The following is an 18,221-nucleotide window of genomic DNA, read 5'->3' as shown; positions in this document are numbered from 1 at the left end:
GCAGCCAACTGACCACTCGGATGGGGAGCAGAGAAATATGAGCAAACAACGGATGGCTACCACTATTACGAGTTTCTGGGAACGGGCTCTCGGCGAAGAAAATCTCACGCTCGATGACAATTTCTTCGATTTGGGCGGTGATTCGCTCACGGCCGCGAAAATCCTTGCCCTTATCCAGCGGGAGTATGGGCTGCAAGCGGAATTGCATCTAATTTTTAACAACCCCACCATCGAAGAATTCGTGGAGGCCGTTGATGAAGAACTAGCAGGGGTAGCGCCGCGGGGAGAAGATGCATGACCGCCCCAAAATTCAAGTCACTGTGGGGAGGTCCGGCGACACCCGATTGTCACTTAACTGGATTTGTTCGCCGTGTCACCCACGATCCGGGGCGTACGGCTGTAGTCGACGCCGATCGTTCGTACACCTACGGAGAACTGGCAGCTTGGGCGCAAACGGTGTCGTCCAACTTGACGCTGGCCGGCGTGAACGTAGGAGACCGGGTTGCGGTATCGCTTCCGCGAGGCGCGGGTGCAGTCGCTGCATTACTCGGGGTGCTGCTGCATGGAGCGACGTACGTCCCGTTGGACCCCGAGTACCCCGTGGAACGGATTCAGTTCATGGTGGATGACTGCGCACCTCGCGCCCTAATCGCCACCACGCGATCACGTGTGAACCACCACGCCCCGCTGGTCGACATCGGGCTGCCCCCCGGAGTAACCCAACCGATCGACCTGCGCGCCGTCGCGTGCGATGCCGCACTTCCGGTCTACATCATCTACACATCCGGATCGACCGGCTGGCCGAAGGGCGTAGCGCTGAACCATCTCTGCATCGACACAATGGTCGATTGGCAAACATCCCACTCACCCCACCCCGAACTACGCACCGCACAGTTCGCCCCGCTAAATTTCGACGTCTCGTTCCAGGAGATATTGGGCACGCTGTGCGGCGGCGGCACGCTTGCGATCATGCCGGAGAAGCTACGCCGTGAACCAGCCCAATTGCTTCGATGGCTCTCCGATCAACGAATCGAGCGGCTGTTCGTCCCATTCGTTGCGTTGCAGATGCTGGCAGTGACGGCCCAGCGGGACATGCTGGCGCAACTGTGCTTGGTCGAGGTAAATACCGCCGGTGAGCAAGTAGTGTGCTCGGAAGATATTCGCGCAATGTTCGCATGTATGCCCGGCTGCCGGCTGGTCAACCACTACGGACAAAGCGAATCCGCCATGGTGACCTCGCACATCCTGGGGCCCGATCCGTATGCCTGGCCCAATCTGCCACCAATCGGCGAACCCCTGCCGGGATGCGAACTACTCATCGCGCCGGAAGTTCCAGAAACTCCGAACATCGGAGAGCTTCTCGTATCCGGAAATCCATTGTCGGATGGATATCTGGGGCGTCCCGAGCTGACAGTGGAGCGCTACGTCAGCATCCTTCCCTCACCAGCCGGTAACACCCGAGCCTTCCGTACCGGTGACCTGGTGGAGCTGACAGACAGCGGCTTGCGCTTCCTATCCCGAATGGACAGCCAGATCAAAGTGCGGGGAATCCGCGTTGATCTCCTAGAAATCGATGCGCAGTTGCTAACAGCTCCCGACTTCGCTGCAGCGGCGACGGTCATGGTGGTGACTAAGTCCGGCCATGCCAGCCTGCGCGCCGCAGTAGTCCTTCGTGAGGGCTGCACCGGCCCAGTCGAGGCCAACGCTCTTAAGCGACTACGCAAGGTACTGCCCGAGGTTTCGGTCCCTGTTTCGGTGACGGAACTGCCCGAACTGCCCAGGACCCCCAGCGGGAAGGTTAATCGTGAGAGAGTCGCTGAGCTCATCGCAGATGACTGCCGGCGGCGTCGCCGACACAGTCAGGGCGGTGACGAATGACCACAATCCTGCACGATAGGCCCGCCGATGCGGGCCAATACGCACTCTGGGCCGAAGCCACGATTGATCCCTCGATTAGTGGCGGCGGATATTTCGTGGCGACCTTTCGCGGTGTACTTGACGAGCATCACCTCGAGGCCGCTGCGCGCGCCGTGCTTGAACGACACGAGCCGCTGCGGTCGGTGCTGCGGCTTGTGCGGGGACAGTTGCGCCAGTGCGTCCTGCCGGCACTTGAGGCATGTTCTTTCGAGCGCGCCACTATCCCATGCGAAGACGGCTCCGAGTCGGCGGCGGTCCGAGAATGGTGCAAGCAGCGCGAACAGGACAAGCGCTGGGACCTAGCCACCGAGGCACCAATTCGTTTCCAACTTCTAACCCATGCTCCCAACCGCTGCTCGATGGTCTTCGAGGCTCATCACGCCGGCTTTGACGGGCGCAGCAAGTTTATTGTCGCCCGCGATTTCTCGAACTATCTGGGGAAACTGAGAATCGGCCATCAAGTGAATCCGACGCCGCTGGCCGCGCCCAGTACGCCCGTTGCCACGGAGGCAGTCACCGCGGAGGCCATCGAATTTTGGCGTACTGCTATCGACAAACGGATGCCCTTGACACTTCCCGAGGGCGGCCGTCTGGGGCAGCGGTCCATTGCTGCCTCGCCGACAATCGAACTGGAGCCCTCAGCGGTTGCCGCCCTTCGCGCGATCGCTCAAAACCTGCAGGTGAGCACATTCACGATGCTTTTCGCAGCGCTCACTCGACAAATGACGGCTTACGACAACATTGATCCGGTGTTGTCTGTGGCTTCGGACGTCAGTGACGAACACACCGGACATGTCGCCGGCTTGCAAACCAACGTGGTCCCCGTATCCATCGAAACCTCCCGCCAGATGGCGACGGAAAAATCCGTTGCCTCGGCCCGCCGGGCGCTCACACACTTGGCTCGCTATCGCCGCGTCCCGTTCGTGGACCTGGTGTCCGGTGTGCCCGGCAGACCCCTCGCTCGGCTCAGTACTGAGCTCGGCCTGTCATTTCCCCGTCCGCCAGCCCAACTTGACCTGGAAATCCCCGGCCTACGTTCGGAGTGGGAGTTTTTCACGCCAAACACAAACGCTGCTTTGGCCAGAACGCTGCAGATCCGTGCGCACTGGCCGCAGTGCCGGGTGCGGCTCGACTATCGCCAGGATCTGATGGGTGCAGCGGAAGCAGAAATATTTCTTGCCGATTTTCGCACTGCTGTCACAGATCTCGCTTCAGACCGAGAAACATCCTTGGTCAGCTCTACGAGCAAAGTCCGGCCCCGAGCAGCCGGCGCGGGGACCCCGTACATCTGTGCTGGCGTCCGCGCGGGGACACTATGTAACGACGACGCTCCCCACCCTCCGCGCTTGATGCCATCGGACGGTGTGAGATTCACCGTGCGTGGCCGGTCGGAACAGTTACTGCCCTGTTGTATAGCGGGCACGATCTGGGTTCATCTCGCCGACGGCCGCGAGGTTTGCACCGACGACTGTGGGTACGTCGCGGCAGACGGCGAGATGCGACACCTAGGACCTCGGGAGGGTCGGTGGATCCGCACCCGAAGCCTCATTGATGCCTCCGCAGTCGCCCGCGTCGCCCGAACCCACACTTGGGTACGAGAGGCGGAAGTGCAGCTGGTGAGGGGCCGTACCGACACCGCGGTGCTCAGTGTGTCTGGACCAACTCGCAATGTCCCGAGCGCACGAGAAATCCGAGCACATCTGCGGACTTTTCTGCACGCCAGTGATCTGCCTGGACGTATCAAAATCACCTGTACCGACACCCTACCGACGAACAAGGATGACAATGAACGAACTCTCTGAAGCTGTAATCGCGGGTGCCTCTCCGGACGTACTTGAGAGCCTTCCCGTCCCACCTGAATACAACGCCGCCTACCTAGATGTAGAAGACATCCAGATTTTCGCCGGCGTCGAGGACAAAGACGTTCGAAAGTCGATTCACCTCGGCAGTGTGCCCATGCCGGAACTTGCTCCTGATGAGGTGTTGGTCGCTGTTATGGCAGCGGCGATGAACTACAACACAATCTGGTCCGCTACCTTCGAGCCGATCCCCACTTTCAACTTCCTGCGGCACTACGCAAAACAGGGCGGCTGGGCCTCTCGTCACGACCAGCCGTACCACGTACTGGGGTCGGACGCAGCCGGGGTGATCGTGCGCGTCGGGGCCGGTGTGCGCAAGTGGAAGGTCGGGGACCATGTCGCCGTAGGGACGGCTCATGTCGATGACCAGGAACCGCTCACCCATCACGACGGCATGCTCGGCCACGAGCAGCGAGCATGGGGGTTTGAGACAAACTTCGGAGGCCTCGCTGACTATGCGGTCGTCCGCGCGAGTCAATTACTACCCAAGGCAGCGCACCTCACCTGGGAAGAGGCTGCCAGCAACCCATTGTGCGCGGGAACGGCCTACCGGATGCTCGTCAGCGAGCGCGGTGCCAACATGCGTCAAGGCGATGTAGTCCTCATTTGGGGCGCGGCGGGTGGCCTCGGTGGCTACGCCGTGCAATTCGTCCGCAACGGCGGCGGCATACCAATCGGCATAGTCAGCTCGGACGCAAAAGCCGAGGTCGCCCGCAAGCTTGGCTGTGAGCTGGTCATCGATCGGCGCGAGATCGGTGAGATTTCCGCTGACCCGGACGCCACCGTCGCGGCAGGAAAACTGCTGGGCAAGATCATCAGGCGAGAGATCGGAGAGGATCCGAACATCGTCTTCGAGCACGTTGGCCGCGAGACCTTCGGCCTCTCGGTATTCGTGGCCCGCCGCGGCGGCACAATCGTCACCTGTGGATCGAGCACGGGTTACCAACACACGTTCGACAACCGCTACTTGTGGATGCGCCTGAAAAGAATAGTAGGCAGCCACGGGGCGAATTTGTACGAGCAGTGGCAGACGAACCGCCTCATCCAGCGCGGCCAAGTGCAACCTATGTTGTCTGAAGTGCACCCGTTTCAAGAGACACCAGAAGCCGCACGCAGGATTCAACTAAACGAGCACCTCGGCAAAGTTGGCATACTTTGCCTAGCACCCTCGAGTGGGCTCGGTGTCACCGACGTCGACCTGCGTTCCCGGATCGGCGAGGCGCGGATCACACCGCTGGTGACGGCATGACAGCTCCGAACCCGAGCTTCGACGCAGGAAAGGCCGAAGGCCGCGTGCATCGTGTCCGAGTGGTGGTTGCCAAACCTGGGCTGGATGGCCACGATCGCGGTGCCAAAGTGGTGGCGCGCGCACTTCGTGATGCCGGCATGGAAGTTATCTACACCGGATTGCGTCAGACACCCGAGCAAATCGTCCGCACCACTTTGGAAGAGGGTGCCGACGCTGTCGGTCTGTCACTGCTATCGGGCGCTCACATGGAACTGGTACCCCGCGTAATCGAGCTGTTGGCCGAGAATAACGCGATGGAGATACCCATCTTCTGTGGCGGCGTCATTCCACCTGGAGACGCACGCAAGCTCGCTGAAATGGGAGTGCTCCGGGTCTTTACCTCTCGGGATTCCCTTCAGGAGATCACCCGTTGGGCACAAACGAACCTACATCCGCTCAAGGAGACGGAGTGACGAGGCACCAGAACTGTCAGACCTTGGAGTCTGCACGGCAAGGCAATATCAGGGCGCTGGCGCAACTAATGACTCGCGCGGAGAACTACGCCATCACTGAGGTTGACGTCATCTCTCCGGCTGCACCGGACCACCCCCGAACCGCCTGTACGGTGATTGGCTTGACAGGTCCTCCTGGTGTCGGAAAGTCGACGTTGATTTCATGTCTTATCGCCGAGTACCGCAAGCGGGGTCAGCGCGTGGCAGTGCTCTGCTTTGATCCGTCATCGCCGATAACCGGCGGTGCGCTCCTCGGTGACCGCATCCGTATGCAGGAGCACTCAGATGATCCCGGAGTTTTCATTCGGTCAGTGTCCAGTCGTGGCCATCTCGGAGGACTTTCGGCCACGGCCAGGACAATGATCGCGATCCTGTCTGAGATCGAATTTGACAGGATCTTGATCGAGACGGTCGGAACCGGGCAGTCAGAGGTGGAAATCGCATCAATCGCGGACGACACCATCGTTGTTCTAGCGCCTGGAGCAGGTGACGGCATCCAAATGGCCAAGGCTGGTGTTCTGGAAATCGCCGACCTCTACGTCGTAAACAAGGCAGATCAGAACGGAGTCCACGCAGTACTTCGCGAACTCCAGGCCGTGATCGAGCTTGGTCAACGCGACGTCCCCATTGTGACGACTACCGCCAGCCGTCAAGAAGGGGCCGCCGAGGTAGTTAGAGCCCTTGAGGCCAAGCGAAAATCTCCTATGACGTAGAGCTGGAGCAGATCGTTCCTCCAGTCATTACCTCTGCCGCGCTTTGCAAAGCAGCGAAGCTTTGGGCCACCGTTAGGTGATCGAAGTCTGCGACATCGACGGGGACACCTGCATGGCACGAAATCACCTGCGCAGCGGCTTGAACTGGGCCCGAGTCAAGGGTTGGGCTGAATTTGACGACCTAGGCAACCAAGCAAAGTAGGGACTGTTGGCAGAGTTCAGATTGACTGATCTTGTAAATATCAGTCAGACAAGCGGATTCGGTCATGTCAGCATGTTGCATAGCGAGCAGTTATGCGGTGGACTGTAGGCATGCTGACTCGAATTGACCATATCGGGATTGTTTGTTTCGACCTCGACAAAACCGTCGAATTCTACAGTGCCACCTATGGATTCGAGGTTACTCACCTGGAATCGAACGAGGAGGAGGGTATCCGTGAAGCGATGTTGAAGATCAACGAGACCCCGGACGGTTACGCCTCGTACCTCCAGCTGCTGGGCTCGACCCGGGACGACTCAGTAGTAGGCAAGTGGCTGGCCAAGAACGGAGAAGGCGTCCACCACATCGCATTCGGCACGAACGACGTGAGTGGCGAAACAGAAGCCATACGGAGTAAGGGCGTCCGGGCACTCTACGACGAGCCGAGACAAGGTTCAATGGGGTCCCGAATCAACTTCCTGCACCCAAAGGATTGCCACGGGGTCTTGACTGAACTCGTCACCGCCGCAACACCAGACTCCGAATGACAACTGCCAGTTAATGTTGCGATGGTCCATATCGTCAGAGTGTTGATGCGGATTTGTGCCATGGAGTGGTAGACGAGGGGGCGGGATGGGAAAATTGGCGCGGCGTTCGGATAGAAGAGGGCAGAAGCCTCGGAATGCGAAGGGCACTCGGGTTCGCCGTGATGGATTCGACGGTGAGTTCGTTCCAGGGCAACAATTTTCGGTCGACATGCGTATCCGCCGGCAGGCCGCCGAGGTCCTGGAAGCAAAGGTCACCGCGGCGCGGTGGCCCCTTGTGCTCGAGGCCATCGAGGCCGCAGCCTGGCCGGTGGAGACCTACCTGGGAAAATTCCTTAAGGGCGGCTACGACGTCATCCGGTTTCGGTCCGACCCGACCGACGTGGGCGAGATGCTCCACAGGTTGTCCCGGATGACGAAGCTGCCGGTCGAAGTTGTCGCGCGGGAGCCCCACAAGCACTTGCCCTTCTGGCTCGATGACGAACCGGAATCGCACGATGTCGGCCTGCAGCCCTTCCGTTGGTTCCAGATGCTCTACTACAGCCACTTCCTTCTGCGCGCGTCGACGGCGGACCGGTATGCCTACTATGCGACGCCGGAGATGACTGCGTTGATCGAGGCCGGCCAGAGTGCCGATCGAGACCATGATGTTGCTGTGACCGTGGCAGATCTTCCCTCGAGCAGAGGAGTTCTCTATCTCGCTCCAGCGGATGGAGTGCCCGACCACGGGCGGGTCCTGGTGTGGAACGAGACAGGTCGCGACAGTGGAAGTGGAACCGATGTTCTCCTGATGGCCATGCTTACCGTTCCTGCTTTGCGGTGGTGGTTGGCGCGGGCCGACGGGGCAATTCCTACTGACGGAAACCGGTTGTACCGCGTCGTCAACGACTACCTACCGGTGTTTCCTTTCGCCGAGGTCCAGCTCAGCCCAGCCGAATCCGATGCTGCGCCCAGTGCACCGAACCGATCAGGAGGCGCGGGTTTCACGGACGTCGGTCCCGACGAACCTGCGCATTCCGTGACCGCCATGAATGACCTGGATTACGTTGCGCGAACGTTCTTCTCGATGGTGAACATGCTGCGAGGCAACAAGTTCGTGGAGTCCACCCGCCAGCAGTCGGCGCGCATGCGAGACAACGACGGCGTAGTCAAGCGGATGCGTGAGGTGACGTATTTGTCGTACCGGCAGCCGCGGCCTGCATCCAGTGCTTCATCGTCGGAAGGATCTGGCAAGCTCTCGCACCGCCACGTCGTTCGGGGGCATTGGCGTCGGCATTGGTATCCATCGCAGAAGCGTCATCTACCCATGTGGATCGATGAGCATTTGCAGGGGCCCGCGGATGCCCCGATTGTCGTCAAGAGCAAGGTGACTGTGGTGCGCCCGCCTGCGGAGAATGAGAGTGTTGAATGACCAACGACCGTAGTTTCGATCCGGACGCCGATCACGGCCAGGCGGGCTGGGTGACTCTGCCCAGTGGACAGCGTGCTTACCGCTACCACGGCTCGGACGACCTGATCTACGACGCAGCAACCGCCCCCGAGGCCGACGCGTCGAACTAGACGTAGATCGGAACCCCGCGGCGCAGGCTCGAGAAGACCGATGCACCGTCATGCCGGAAAGAACGACGCAGCTCGTCCAGTCATTCACATGAATGACTGTTGCCTGGGAACCACAAAGCAGCGCTGTGCGTCCAACACAGCATGGACGACGACGAGTGCGCAGCCATCCGTGACGAGGGGCGCGACCCCAGCGACCCGGCCGTCGTAAGCGCCCTCGACCAGGTGAAACGAACGCTTCACCTATACCGGCATCTCGCCTGGACCTTCACGGCAGACGACCTCGACACTCACACCCTCCACCGCTGAACGCGCCCACCTGCACGTTCGACAATCGAACATGCGTTCGATACGGTGTGGTGGTTCCTACCGGCGCGCGAAAGGTCGATCCACATGGCCACCGTCGACGCAATCGGGGACCTCACCGGCTTGGGCAAGGCCGAACAGCTCGCCGCGCTCCGACGCAGCATGGCCGCGATCCCCGGACGACGTGTCCACGCACCCATCGAGCCCGTCGACGCATCCCTGTTCGCCCCATCTCAGCCAACGGCCCCGCCCGCCGACGAACAGACCCTCAGCGGCCCTGTGCGTTCACAGACCCTGCGCACCATCCCCGTGCCCACGCCACTGTCGGAACTCCTCCCACGCGGTGCGCTGGCCCGCGGAACGGCCATCTCGATTACCGGTGCCGGATCGATCCTCGTCGGTCTCGTCGCTACAGCCAGCGCGGCCGGCCACCACGTCGCATTGATCGGGCAGTCGAAGTTCGGACTCCTCGCCGTCCACGAGCAGGGCGGCGACCTGTCGAAAATCCACCTGATCGACCCAGGCCAAGCAGACCCCCTCGACGCTGCGAGCATCTGTATCGAGGGCCTCGATCTGGTCGTGACGACCGTGCACGGACGCGATGTTCCGCCAACCCGGGCGCGTGCCCTGTTGGCCCGAAACCGTACGCACGCAGGAATTCTCGCGATCACGAACGGACGCATGCCCGGTCTCGACCTGGCAATCTCCTCGCGGCCTGTCGCGTACGGCGGAATCGAGCAGGGCAGGGGCCGTATCCGGTCGATCACCCTCGAGACCACCGTGCACGGGCGCGGTATCGCCGAGCGCACCGGCCGCTACACCCTCACCGCGCCCACGTTCGGCGAACAGGGCCTGCGGTGGACCCCGACCAGCGTCGACGCGGCCGTCCTGCACCGGCCACACGGTCTGGCGGTCGCGCAGTGAGCCCCGAGATGTACGAGAACTGGCCCGTCACTTTCGATCCGCCCACACGCCTCGTTGTCGATCCCCCTCAGAGAGTCTTGGTCAGCGTCGCGCTCACCGTGGCTGGCTCGTCTGGAGGATCCTTCCGTGACGGGGTGCCGCTCAAAGTCCGGTCCGAAGTTCTCTAGCCAGTGAAGTGTTGTTGCAATCAGTTGATTGATTTCTGGTCGCCGCTGTCCCCTGAGGATTACTACTTTACGAATCTTAAAGTAGCGGTTAGGCTCGTGGGAGATCAGCTAGGGAGGCAAAAATGTCCGAGCAATTCGACTCAGCGCGAGCGCTGTTCGAGTCCGAGCAGGCTTCACGCCGAATCGGCAGCCATCACCGCAGTGCCTCATCCCGTGGGCGTTCACTTACGCTCTCGTCGGTGGCAGTGGTGGTCGCGGCGGCTGGTTATGCAGTAATGGGGTTCGTCGAGCCTGGCTGGGTCTGGTTGCCCGCCGCTGTAGCGATTCTGGCGATATGCGCGATTCTGTTGATAGGCAAGTCGATTGGTGTCCCATTGCCACCGGGACGGGACTCCTCCGGGTCGACCACCGTCGGAACGGTGTTGATCGGCGTCGCCACGATCGCTCTTTGTATAGCGCCCCATGGCTTGATACTGGCGGTCGCATCCGGTGCGTTGGTACTGGCCGGCGCAGGTATCGTCGCCGTCGTCCCGGTGTTGGTGTCGGTGCGCGGAGTGCGAACGTCGTGACGGTCGATCATCCACGGCACCAACTCGATCGAGCACTGACCCAGCCGATTCGACTGTCGATTCTGGCGGCTGCGTCGAGGGAAGGTGTGGCTGCGGTGGAGTTCAAGATCCTCGCATCGGCACTTCAGATCAGTGATTCTCTACTTTCTCAACATGTGTCAGCTCTCGAAGCGGCCGGGTACGTTGCGGTAGAGAAGGGTCGAACCGCTCGGTACTCGCGCACATGGATACGGGCCACCGACCGCGGACGTACCGCGCTCGGTGAACACATGCAAGCCCTGCAGGACATCATCAAGTTCGTACCGGAAGGTGAGCAACCCACATGACTTCTCCCGTCGACACCATTACTGCAACTGTCTCTGTGAAGCCAGCGTGGGTGAATACGTGGTTTCACGCGTTGTTCACCAAACCTGGCCTCGAAGTCGATGGGCGCGGCCACGAATTGAACTGGGGCACCAACGACGTCGAGATCCCGTCTACCGCCAACCGAATCGGCGTCTACTTTCACTACCGAGGTCGGCCCGCGCAGCGCCTCGCATTGAGCGAAAAGCTACTCGACCATCGAATCGGTAGTCGCATCACTGCACGCCTGGGAGTGCGAAACTCTGCACAGTTCAACATCATCGAGCCGTAGAAATCCCAATAGCGAGGTTTCACGTCAGTCGTCCCATTCGGATCGTTTGTCTCGTTAATTAGTCCTTCGTAAAGGTTTACACCCGCCTGTCTCGTCGTTAGTATCAGCTTGTTCGGTTTGTTTTGTTCGCCGACGGACTGTCCATCGGCGAACCGGCCAGGCGACCCGCATGTGCCGTTGCTGCGTAGGCATGGTGGGGAAATCGGTGCGCGATAGCAGTTGCGTGGAGCTGCGTAGTCGGCACGGTCTGGGGTGGTCCACGCGGTCATCGGCGTGGCAAATCGAGCGCTCGAGTCGGCGAACCCGTCGATCGAAGCCGCCTCGGCGTCGCCCGCCGGTATAGGGGTCTCGTCGAAACACACCCTTCGAGGATGAATTGTGTTCCCACGTAAAGTTAAAGTCGCCGCCGCTATTGCCGCCCCGCTGGTGGTCCTGAGTCTCGGGGCAGTAGGGACTGCTCAGGCCTTGACCGTTCACGACGCGCCGGTGCAGGCCGCATCGGCGACCGGTCCGAAGCAGGATAAATACACCGACCAGGACGTGGTGGGGCTACTCGCGCTCGCCAGCGGCCGTGCGGCGCAGGACCATCCGGACGTCGCCGCCAAATTCAAGGTCGAAGGAGCACCTACCGCCACTGACGAACAGATCGGCCAACTCACCGATGCCCTGGTCTCTGTCGATCCGAACTTCCACTCCTCGGTGACCCACGCCGTTCAGGCGAACGATCCCTACCAGGCTCAGAAGGGTATCGACACCATCTCGGCTGATCTGAAGACGTTGGCCGCGCAAAGTGGCGCGAGTGAGTCCGGCGGAGATGTCCATACCGACGGATTTTTCTACCACGACTCCAACATCGCTGTAGAGATCAATGTGGCCGGCGTCCTCAACGCAGTCGGGTACGCCAACGTCGCAGCTGCGACCGAAGTAGGGGTCGTGCTCTACGTCGTCCCCGATGCGATCTCCTACGGCTTCGACCTGAATCGAAAGGGCGACTTCGAGCGAACCGAGACTGCTGCGTTGGTGACCTCAGCGCTCTGAGACCCGTCAACGCTTTCGCCCCTGGGTGCGTTGCCTCGATCCCGCTTCGATCCGTGCACCGCACCCAGGGGTGGTCGACCCATCCGATCAGCCACGTCCGAGCATGAGAGCCCGCCATGACAGACGTTCGACCCGAGCTGCACCAGATCGACGAGGCAACAGCGAGCACAATCGAGGCCGGTCGCGGCGAGTACTCGACTTCTATTGGGGCGCAACGTCGGCCACCGAAGGTGCTGATTGTTCTGCTCTTCGTGGTCGCCGCGGCAGTAGTAGTCGGCGGTTTCGCCTTCGCCATAGTCTTCACACTGCCCAGCAACGTCTTGTTCACACGCGACGGCGATCACCCCGTCCGGACGGCGTTCAACGCATTGGATCCACAGGACTGGGCATTCTTCACCCGCGATCCGGAAGGAACCCAGGTCGGTGCCTACACCGTCGACAGTGCCGATGCTGTCTACAGCCTGATGAAGACCCCACAGGGAGCGGTGACCAACCTCTACGGGCTATCGCGCACCCAACGGGCGCAAGGCCCCGAACTCGGGTTCCTCAACGCCGCCGTCCGAACCTGGTTGCCCTGCGACGACCCAACGGCCACATGCATTGTCACCGCTGCCGAGTCTGTTCCGGACGAGGTGACGAGCAACTCACCGATACCGACCGTCTGTGGAGACGTCGTCCTGACCGAAGAGCACACCACACCCTGGAGCTTCCGACGTCTCACGGACGAATATCGGAAAGTCACCGCAACCGCGCACCTGAATGTGCAGTGCTCATGATGACCACCGCTCGGCTCGAGACCGCAGGCACCATCAACGACACAGTGGAGTACGTCTACCGAAAAGTCTCCGAGCACGATCCTCGCAACAGGTGGTTCGGGACCGGCCGCACCGTCCTGGCGCTAGCTCAGCTGTCGATCCTGCTCTTCACCACCCCAGCTGCGTTGATGGTGCCGGTGATCGGACAGAACGATGCTCCGCATTGCGCCGGAGTGCAGAGCGCATCTCTGTACTGCCTCGGACACGACGCCATCCCACTGGAGTGGCGACACTGGGGCATGGCCGCAATCCTGCTGCTGGTGGCCACAGGGTGGCGTCCCCGAGTGACCGCACTCCCACATGCCTGGGTCGCCTACTCGATCGCCGGCAGCATCGCACTGCCCGACGGTGGCGAATCGGTCGTGCGCATCGTCTGCATCCTGATCGTCCCCCTTGCCCTCCTCGACGACAGAGGCTGGCATTGGCAACACCCCACCACCGAACCCAACCGGTGGATTCAACCCCTCTCGTACGCATGCCTGCTCGCGCTGCGACTGCAGCTGGCCTTCATCTACTTCGACAGTGCGATCAGCAAGTTCGGTGTCTCGGACTGGGTCAACGGGACCGCCGAGTACTATTTCCTGCGCGACAACGCATTCGGAGCAAGCTACCCACTCGAACCGATGCTGATCTGGACCTCGAACATACCGGCATTGGTGATCTCGATGACCTGGGGAGCACTGGTCATCGAACTGCTGATCGGAATCCTGTTTCTAGGCACGAGACGATGGCGCAAAGTGGGCCTGACACTCGACATCGTGCTACACGTCGGGATCATCGCGACCATGGGACTGTGGAGCTTCTCCACGATCATGATCGGATCCGCGATCATCGCCGCGATGCCCACCCGCCGGCGCACCACATTCTCGACGGACGGCACACGATCAACCCTCGACGTGAGCGAGCTCGATCGCGACCGAAGCCGCCGCCCCGATGTCACAGACCCCATCACCGCTACAGCGGGCCCTCCCGAAGCCATCGGGTCGGACGAGCGATGACGACCCAATCCACTCACCACGCCAGCCGCGACACGCGCCATCAGTGGCTGTTGATCGACACCCTCGGACCGCACGAACACACCGTGGTGGGAGTGGGCGACACCTCACGCCGGGCAACTCCACTACAGAAGTTTCTCCGCGGTTCCCACCGCACCGCGGCACTCGATGCGGTCCGCTCGGCATCCGATACGGGACGACGTCACGACGTCACGGCCGGCCGCAAGAGGGTGACCGCCGAGCCGATCCTCGATCACCGCGGTCGTACACGAGCTGTGTGGCTGCTCATTTCACCTGTCGAGGAGGCATCTGCAGCTCCGCCGTCCGCTCACGCCTTCGAATGGAATCTCACGCGAGGAACCGCAATCACGATGGCAGCGCCCCACCACGGCCGACAGCGTACTGTTGCCGACGCCATCGAGCCACATGATCTCGGCGTCGACGCCGCCCCAGCTCTGGGACACCTCGTGGCCGCACACGCCGACACAGCAGTGCAACTGACCACAGTGAAGGCCACTGCAGACCATGCGCAGCGCCGAGTGAACGTGACCGGTCGCATTCGCCTCGACCGCGCGACAGGAGACCGTGTGTTCCACGGCCTCTCGCACGACCTCGGACCCTCCCCGCTGCCACCCCAGAGCGCCGCTACTCACTTGTCGGACCTCATCGTTCACTCGCTCTTACGTCCCCAAGAACACCTTGCGATCGTCGATCCCGCCACGCTGATGTTGCTGGTTTGGCACACCGCACCGCCGCCCGGACTGGCGTGGAGAAGCATCGCCACTAAAGCGCGGCCCGTCATACACCCCGAAGACCTGCCGTGCGCACGACTTCTGGCGACAGCCGTACAACAACCTGCGGCCACTGCTCGAACGCCAGAGACAATTCGGTTGCTCCACGAAACCGGCCACTACGAGAAGTACGAAATCAGAGCTGCCCCATTGCCTCTGGGTGCGAAAGCGCGCGCAGCATTGGTCACCGTACGCAGAGTGGGTGAGGTCGGAGCCGGTAGCTCCGCAGATGTCGTGTTATACGACAACACCTTTCCGACCGCGGCATACTGTTCGCCGTGACCTTGAACGACGTCGATGAGGTTCTCTCAGGCCGTCGGCCACGGCGGTATCGAGCAGGGAGGGGCCGTATCTGGTCGATTACCATCGAAACCACCGTTCACGGACGCGGCATCACACAGCGCACCCACGTTTCGGCGAGCAGATTACTGCGCTGCAGGCCCGCCGGCGCGGACATGTCTGTCGCCCACCGGCCGCACAGGCGAGCGGTCGTGCATTTGACCAGCGAACTGTGAGAGAACTGGCCCGTGACCTTCGAGCCACTTAGCTCTATTCGACCCGCTTCAGCAACAGCGACGGACAGGCGAGAGATCGGAAGGTCTCGCGATGGACGTCAAGGCCCCTGGGCTTCTTCACGCATGGGCGAAAACTGGACGGGGACAGTGGATTTGCTGCCTAAGTTTCAAAATTCCGATCGGCAACGGCAAGGGGTACCTTCAGCTCGATCACCAATGGTGCCCCGCCGACGCCGCCCAGCCCGTCGAGTAGCTACCGGAGCGGGGTGTTCGGGCTGGCCGATCAGTCTTGTTCTGTAATCGGTGTTTTCCGATGGGCAAGTGCGTTACTCATCAACGCATCCATCCATTCCCGTGTCATGTCCAAGCCTGAGTGGTTTTCCAGCAGTTCAGCTGCGGTAGCCGCCACCTTCTGTGAGAAGAGAGCCAGAATGCTGATTGACTCGTGCGCCACCAGAGTCGTCACCACATTCAGTGCGTCACCACGCGCTCGCTGCAAGGCGTACGGCTCGTCCGCGTCGAGCTGCAAGTCCTTCAGGAGCTCTCTAGCGCCTTCCCAATTAGGCTTTTTGTGGGCGTGCGCGTACGCGCCCAACACTCGATTCCAAGCCGACAGTCGACCCCACCCGGCGGCCTCTATCCACCGCTGAGGCTTGTTGTGCACGGATTCTTCAAGGCGCTCCGCTTTCGCCGGTTTCGTCCGGTGGACCCTGGATCGAGCGATTTGCTCTAGCGTGCATCGAAGCGAAGCCATCGCCCGGTCGTCGTCTTCCAACCACAACCAGTATGCGGACCGCAACGTCGACGACACCAGAGCCAGGGGAGTCGATGCTGCTGGTATCAGAGGACCGTTGCGTGTCCACAGAGCAGCAAGAGCCGCCAACTCGGCAACCACGATGTAGTTCGTCCCGCGCGAGGCCACCGAGTCAATGTTGAAATCGTCGCCTAGTTCGTCTCGCTCGGCGGCGAGGGCTCGTAGCGCAAACGATGCACTCGCCTGGCGATGAGCGCCGAAGGCTAACGTCGCAAGCTCGTCGTCCCGATACAAGCGACCTGCGGGCCGATGATTCCAGGCCAGCGACTCGTACGTGGATCGTTGATCGTCTAGGTAGCGAACAAACACCGGCAAGAGGCCTTCATCGGGCGACAATGGCATGACGGTAGGCAATCTCGGCAGTACGAACGATGACGAATACGGGAGGGCATCGTCTGGTGGTTCTTCACCCGCGACGTCAGCCGAAGGCCGTACGGCAAGGTTGATACTTGCTATCAACGTCACGGCGTCCTCGGGATCGCCCTGCCGATACAGGCCAGCAGCCGTCATGTATTGAATCTGGGTAAGGCTCAAGCTCAACGCATCCGCTATGCAGTCCACCGCGCCGTATACGACACTTGGTACATCGAATCTGCTCAGGAGCGCGGCCGACTCCCACCACATGGCTTCCTCGAAGAGTCGCGCATGCATTATTTCGCTGAGAACGCCGTAGACGACGGCTGGGCATACTTCACGTCCGTTCGCCAGGACGACGTGCTTATGAGGCGCGGTTGGCTCCTCTGTGCTTGCGGAGCTGTCGTCGCCCTCGATATCTTGCGCAGTAGTCGGGTCTGCGTCGCCCTCGATGTTGGATGATTCCGGCGGTGCGCCAGGATTTGGCATGCGCTCGGCGTATGCGGTCCACGCACGCGCAATGAAGTCCTCCACTTTTTCAGACGGATGTTGCTCGACTCCGACGACAGGTGCCATGACCGCAGTCCATCGTTCGAGTTGTTGTCGGGCGATCGTGGCAGCGGCCACCACTTGTCCTGCGAGAAGCAGTCGGGTGGCCGCGACGCAGCTGTCCACTCCCCAGCCGAGGTCGTGAGGCCATTTGCCATAATAGGCTGACGGTGCGCGATCCAAAGTAAGGTTCAGCTTGCGATGCGCGATATCCAGTATTGCTATCGGTGCCAGAAAAAGGATTGCTTCGAATCGGAATCCATCCGGCAGCTTCTCCGTGTTCTTCATCCTGACGTTGTGGCGCGCAATCAGAGTCTCGGCCAATCGATCGGGTCCAGATCCGCACATGCGCTCGTAATCGCGCACGTTGGTGCCGACTCGCCGTCCACGGTCATCTTTGCGCTTCGCTTTGCGTTCTGCGCTGCTCAGATGGTCCATATCGCCAGGCGACGGAATGCTTGCTCTGTCCATTCGTGCAGCCTACGAGGTCGAGCAATGCTAGGTCGCCGAATGCAGTCAGCCAGCTGTAGAGTGGTCCCAGCATGCACGACGCCTCCGGGGTGATTGAGGCGAGGTCTTGAATCGTTTTGGCCGGTGATCCGGGAAGTGCTATCGCAGGTATCGAAGCGGTCAATTCCGTAAGGTCTGCCGGGCAGCGGCGCGGCAGAATTGATGCGACAATAGGACTACTTAAAGTATCTGCCTTCTACTCTTCGCAGAGTTCGTTATCATCGTTTGGAGGAATGGGTTGCTCAAGCGAAAAGGTGAATTACCTGCTATAATTGGTGGATGCCGGAAAAGCATCGGTAAATCTATTGAATGGAGGACCTATTTGAATCGTGATAGATAAATTATACACCTTAGCGGCGATCATTGTTGCCGTGACAGAAGTAATTAAGGCAACAACGGGATTGGTTGTAGCAGCGTCTACATTGATCCCTTCGATATTAATGTTGATTTGCATTATTTCGGCGCTTTAATCGATGGAAAGACCCGTCACTCGACCTAGGGTGGCGGGTTTTCTGTATCTGTAATGTCAGTTGTCATGGTCGTGTTTTCGTTTCGGTCGGTCAGTGGTTAAGAATGCTGGTCGTGGCGACTTCGGCCAAGACGTCAATCAGGTGCTGACAGACAGAATAGGCCTATAAAATTCTAAATCCCACGCACGTTACAGCGTTCCGAGCAGTTCCATCCAGGGACAAAGCCGAGAGGTCAACCGG

18 protein-coding genes are annotated in these 18,221 nt (G+C 60.6%); 17 read left to right on the top strand and 1 reads right to left on the bottom strand.

From position 1 onward, the window contains the following. The first annotated feature begins 37 nt into the window (after positions 1–37). The 17 genes from CH283_RS18885 to CH283_RS18810 all read left to right on the top strand — a co-directional run bounded on the left by CH283_RS18885 (position 38) and on the right by CH283_RS18810 (position 15,051). Complete coding sequence (locus CH283_RS18885) at positions 38–298, top strand: phosphopantetheine-binding protein (RefSeq protein WP_032382025.1); 261 nt, start codon at positions 38–40, stop codon at positions 296–298. Next, positions 295–1,878 carry an AMP-binding protein gene (locus CH283_RS18880; RefSeq protein ID WP_015586172.1) on the top strand — a complete coding sequence of 528 codons (1,584 nt, stop codon included), beginning with the start codon at positions 295–297 and terminating at the stop codon, positions 1,876–1,878. The genes CH283_RS18885 and CH283_RS18880 overlap by 4 nt, the downstream gene beginning before the upstream one ends. Further along, positions 1,875–3,719 carry a condensation domain-containing protein gene (locus CH283_RS18875; RefSeq protein ID WP_015586173.1) on the top strand — a complete coding sequence of 615 codons (1,845 nt, stop codon included), beginning with the start codon at positions 1,875–1,877 and terminating at the stop codon, positions 3,717–3,719. The genes CH283_RS18880 and CH283_RS18875 overlap by 4 nt, the downstream gene beginning before the upstream one ends. Continuing rightward, positions 3,703–5,025: a crotonyl-CoA carboxylase/reductase gene (gene ccrA / locus CH283_RS18870; RefSeq protein ID WP_015586174.1), complete on the top strand. Its 1,323-nt coding sequence runs from the start codon at positions 3,703–3,705 to the stop codon at positions 5,023–5,025. The genes CH283_RS18875 and ccrA overlap by 17 nt, the downstream gene beginning before the upstream one ends. Beyond that, positions 5,022–5,477, top strand: a complete 456-nt coding sequence (locus CH283_RS18865; protein WP_015586175.1) for a cobalamin B12-binding domain-containing protein — start codon at positions 5,022–5,024, stop codon at positions 5,475–5,477. Before ccrA ends, CH283_RS18865 begins: the two co-directional genes overlap by 4 nt. Continuing rightward, positions 5,474–6,229: a methylmalonyl Co-A mutase-associated GTPase MeaB gene (meaB, locus tag CH283_RS18860; RefSeq protein ID WP_015586176.1), complete on the top strand. Its 756-nt coding sequence runs from the start codon at positions 5,474–5,476 to the stop codon at positions 6,227–6,229. Before CH283_RS18865 ends, meaB begins: the two co-directional genes overlap by 4 nt. Positions 6,230–6,541: 312 nt before the next feature. Then, entirely contained in the window at positions 6,542–6,976 is a 435-nt protein-coding gene (gene mce / locus CH283_RS18855; RefSeq protein WP_015586177.1) for a methylmalonyl-CoA epimerase, read from the top strand. A gap of 208 nt (positions 6,977–7,184) precedes the next feature. Beyond that, positions 7,185–8,384 (top strand): hypothetical protein, encoded by a 1,200-nt coding sequence (locus tag CH283_RS18850; protein WP_032364816.1) that lies wholly within the window; start codon positions 7,185–7,187, stop codon positions 8,382–8,384. After that, the gene (locus tag CH283_RS28370; RefSeq protein WP_155290193.1) at positions 8,381–8,533 is read left to right on the top strand and encodes a hypothetical protein; all 153 of its coding nucleotides are present in this window, start codon (positions 8,381–8,383) and stop codon (positions 8,531–8,533) included. The genes CH283_RS18850 and CH283_RS28370 overlap by 4 nt, the downstream gene beginning before the upstream one ends. A gap of 390 nt (positions 8,534–8,923) precedes the next feature. Then, positions 8,924–9,760, top strand: coding sequence for a hypothetical protein (locus CH283_RS18840; protein WP_052049293.1), 837 nt, complete (start codon positions 8,924–8,926; stop codon positions 9,758–9,760). 289 nt (positions 9,761–10,049) lie between these two features. After that, positions 10,050–10,496 carry a hypothetical protein gene (locus CH283_RS28575; RefSeq protein WP_206539365.1) on the top strand — a complete coding sequence of 149 codons (447 nt, stop codon included), beginning with the start codon at positions 10,050–10,052 and terminating at the stop codon, positions 10,494–10,496. After that, positions 10,493–10,822, top strand: a complete 330-nt coding sequence (locus CH283_RS28570; RefSeq protein ID WP_032364819.1) for a transcriptional regulator — start codon at positions 10,493–10,495, stop codon at positions 10,820–10,822. The genes CH283_RS28575 and CH283_RS28570 overlap by 4 nt, the downstream gene beginning before the upstream one ends. Further along, a complete protein-coding gene (locus CH283_RS18830; RefSeq protein WP_141214632.1) occupies positions 10,819–11,130 on the top strand; it encodes a hypothetical protein in 312 nt (103 codons plus the stop codon). Before CH283_RS28570 ends, CH283_RS18830 begins: the two co-directional genes overlap by 4 nt. 378 nt (positions 11,131–11,508) lie before the next feature. After that, positions 11,509–12,168, top strand: a complete 660-nt coding sequence (locus CH283_RS18825) for a hypothetical protein (RefSeq protein ID WP_141215920.1) — start codon at positions 11,509–11,511, stop codon at positions 12,166–12,168. Positions 12,169–12,284: 116 nt separating this feature from the next. Then, positions 12,285–12,944: an SdpA family antimicrobial peptide system protein gene (locus CH283_RS18820; RefSeq protein WP_052049294.1), complete on the top strand. Its 660-nt coding sequence runs from the start codon at positions 12,285–12,287 to the stop codon at positions 12,942–12,944. Then, a complete protein-coding gene (locus tag CH283_RS18815) occupies positions 12,941–13,981 on the top strand; it encodes a sporulation-delaying protein SdpB family protein (protein ID WP_141214631.1) in 1,041 nt (346 codons plus the stop codon). Before CH283_RS18820 ends, CH283_RS18815 begins: the two co-directional genes overlap by 4 nt. Continuing rightward, positions 13,978–15,051 carry a GAF domain-containing protein gene (locus CH283_RS18810; protein WP_032364822.1) on the top strand — a complete coding sequence of 358 codons (1,074 nt, stop codon included), beginning with the start codon at positions 13,978–13,980 and terminating at the stop codon, positions 15,049–15,051. The genes CH283_RS18815 and CH283_RS18810 overlap by 4 nt, the downstream gene beginning before the upstream one ends. Positions 15,052–15,567: 516 nt before the next feature. On the opposite strand, the gene CH283_RS18805 is transcribed toward CH283_RS18810, so the two are convergent. Further along, on the bottom strand, positions 15,568–17,472 hold the full coding sequence (locus CH283_RS18805; protein ID WP_032364823.1) for a hypothetical protein: 1,905 nt from the start codon (positions 17,470–17,472) through the stop codon (positions 15,568–15,570). Positions 17,473–18,221 lie beyond the last annotated feature (749 nt).

Source organism: Rhodococcus sp. 05-2254-2 (assembly GCF_002259095.1).
GTDB lineage: Bacteria > Actinomycetota > Actinomycetes > Mycobacteriales > Mycobacteriaceae > Rhodococcoides.
This window is presented reverse-complemented; position numbering and strand designations above follow the sequence as displayed.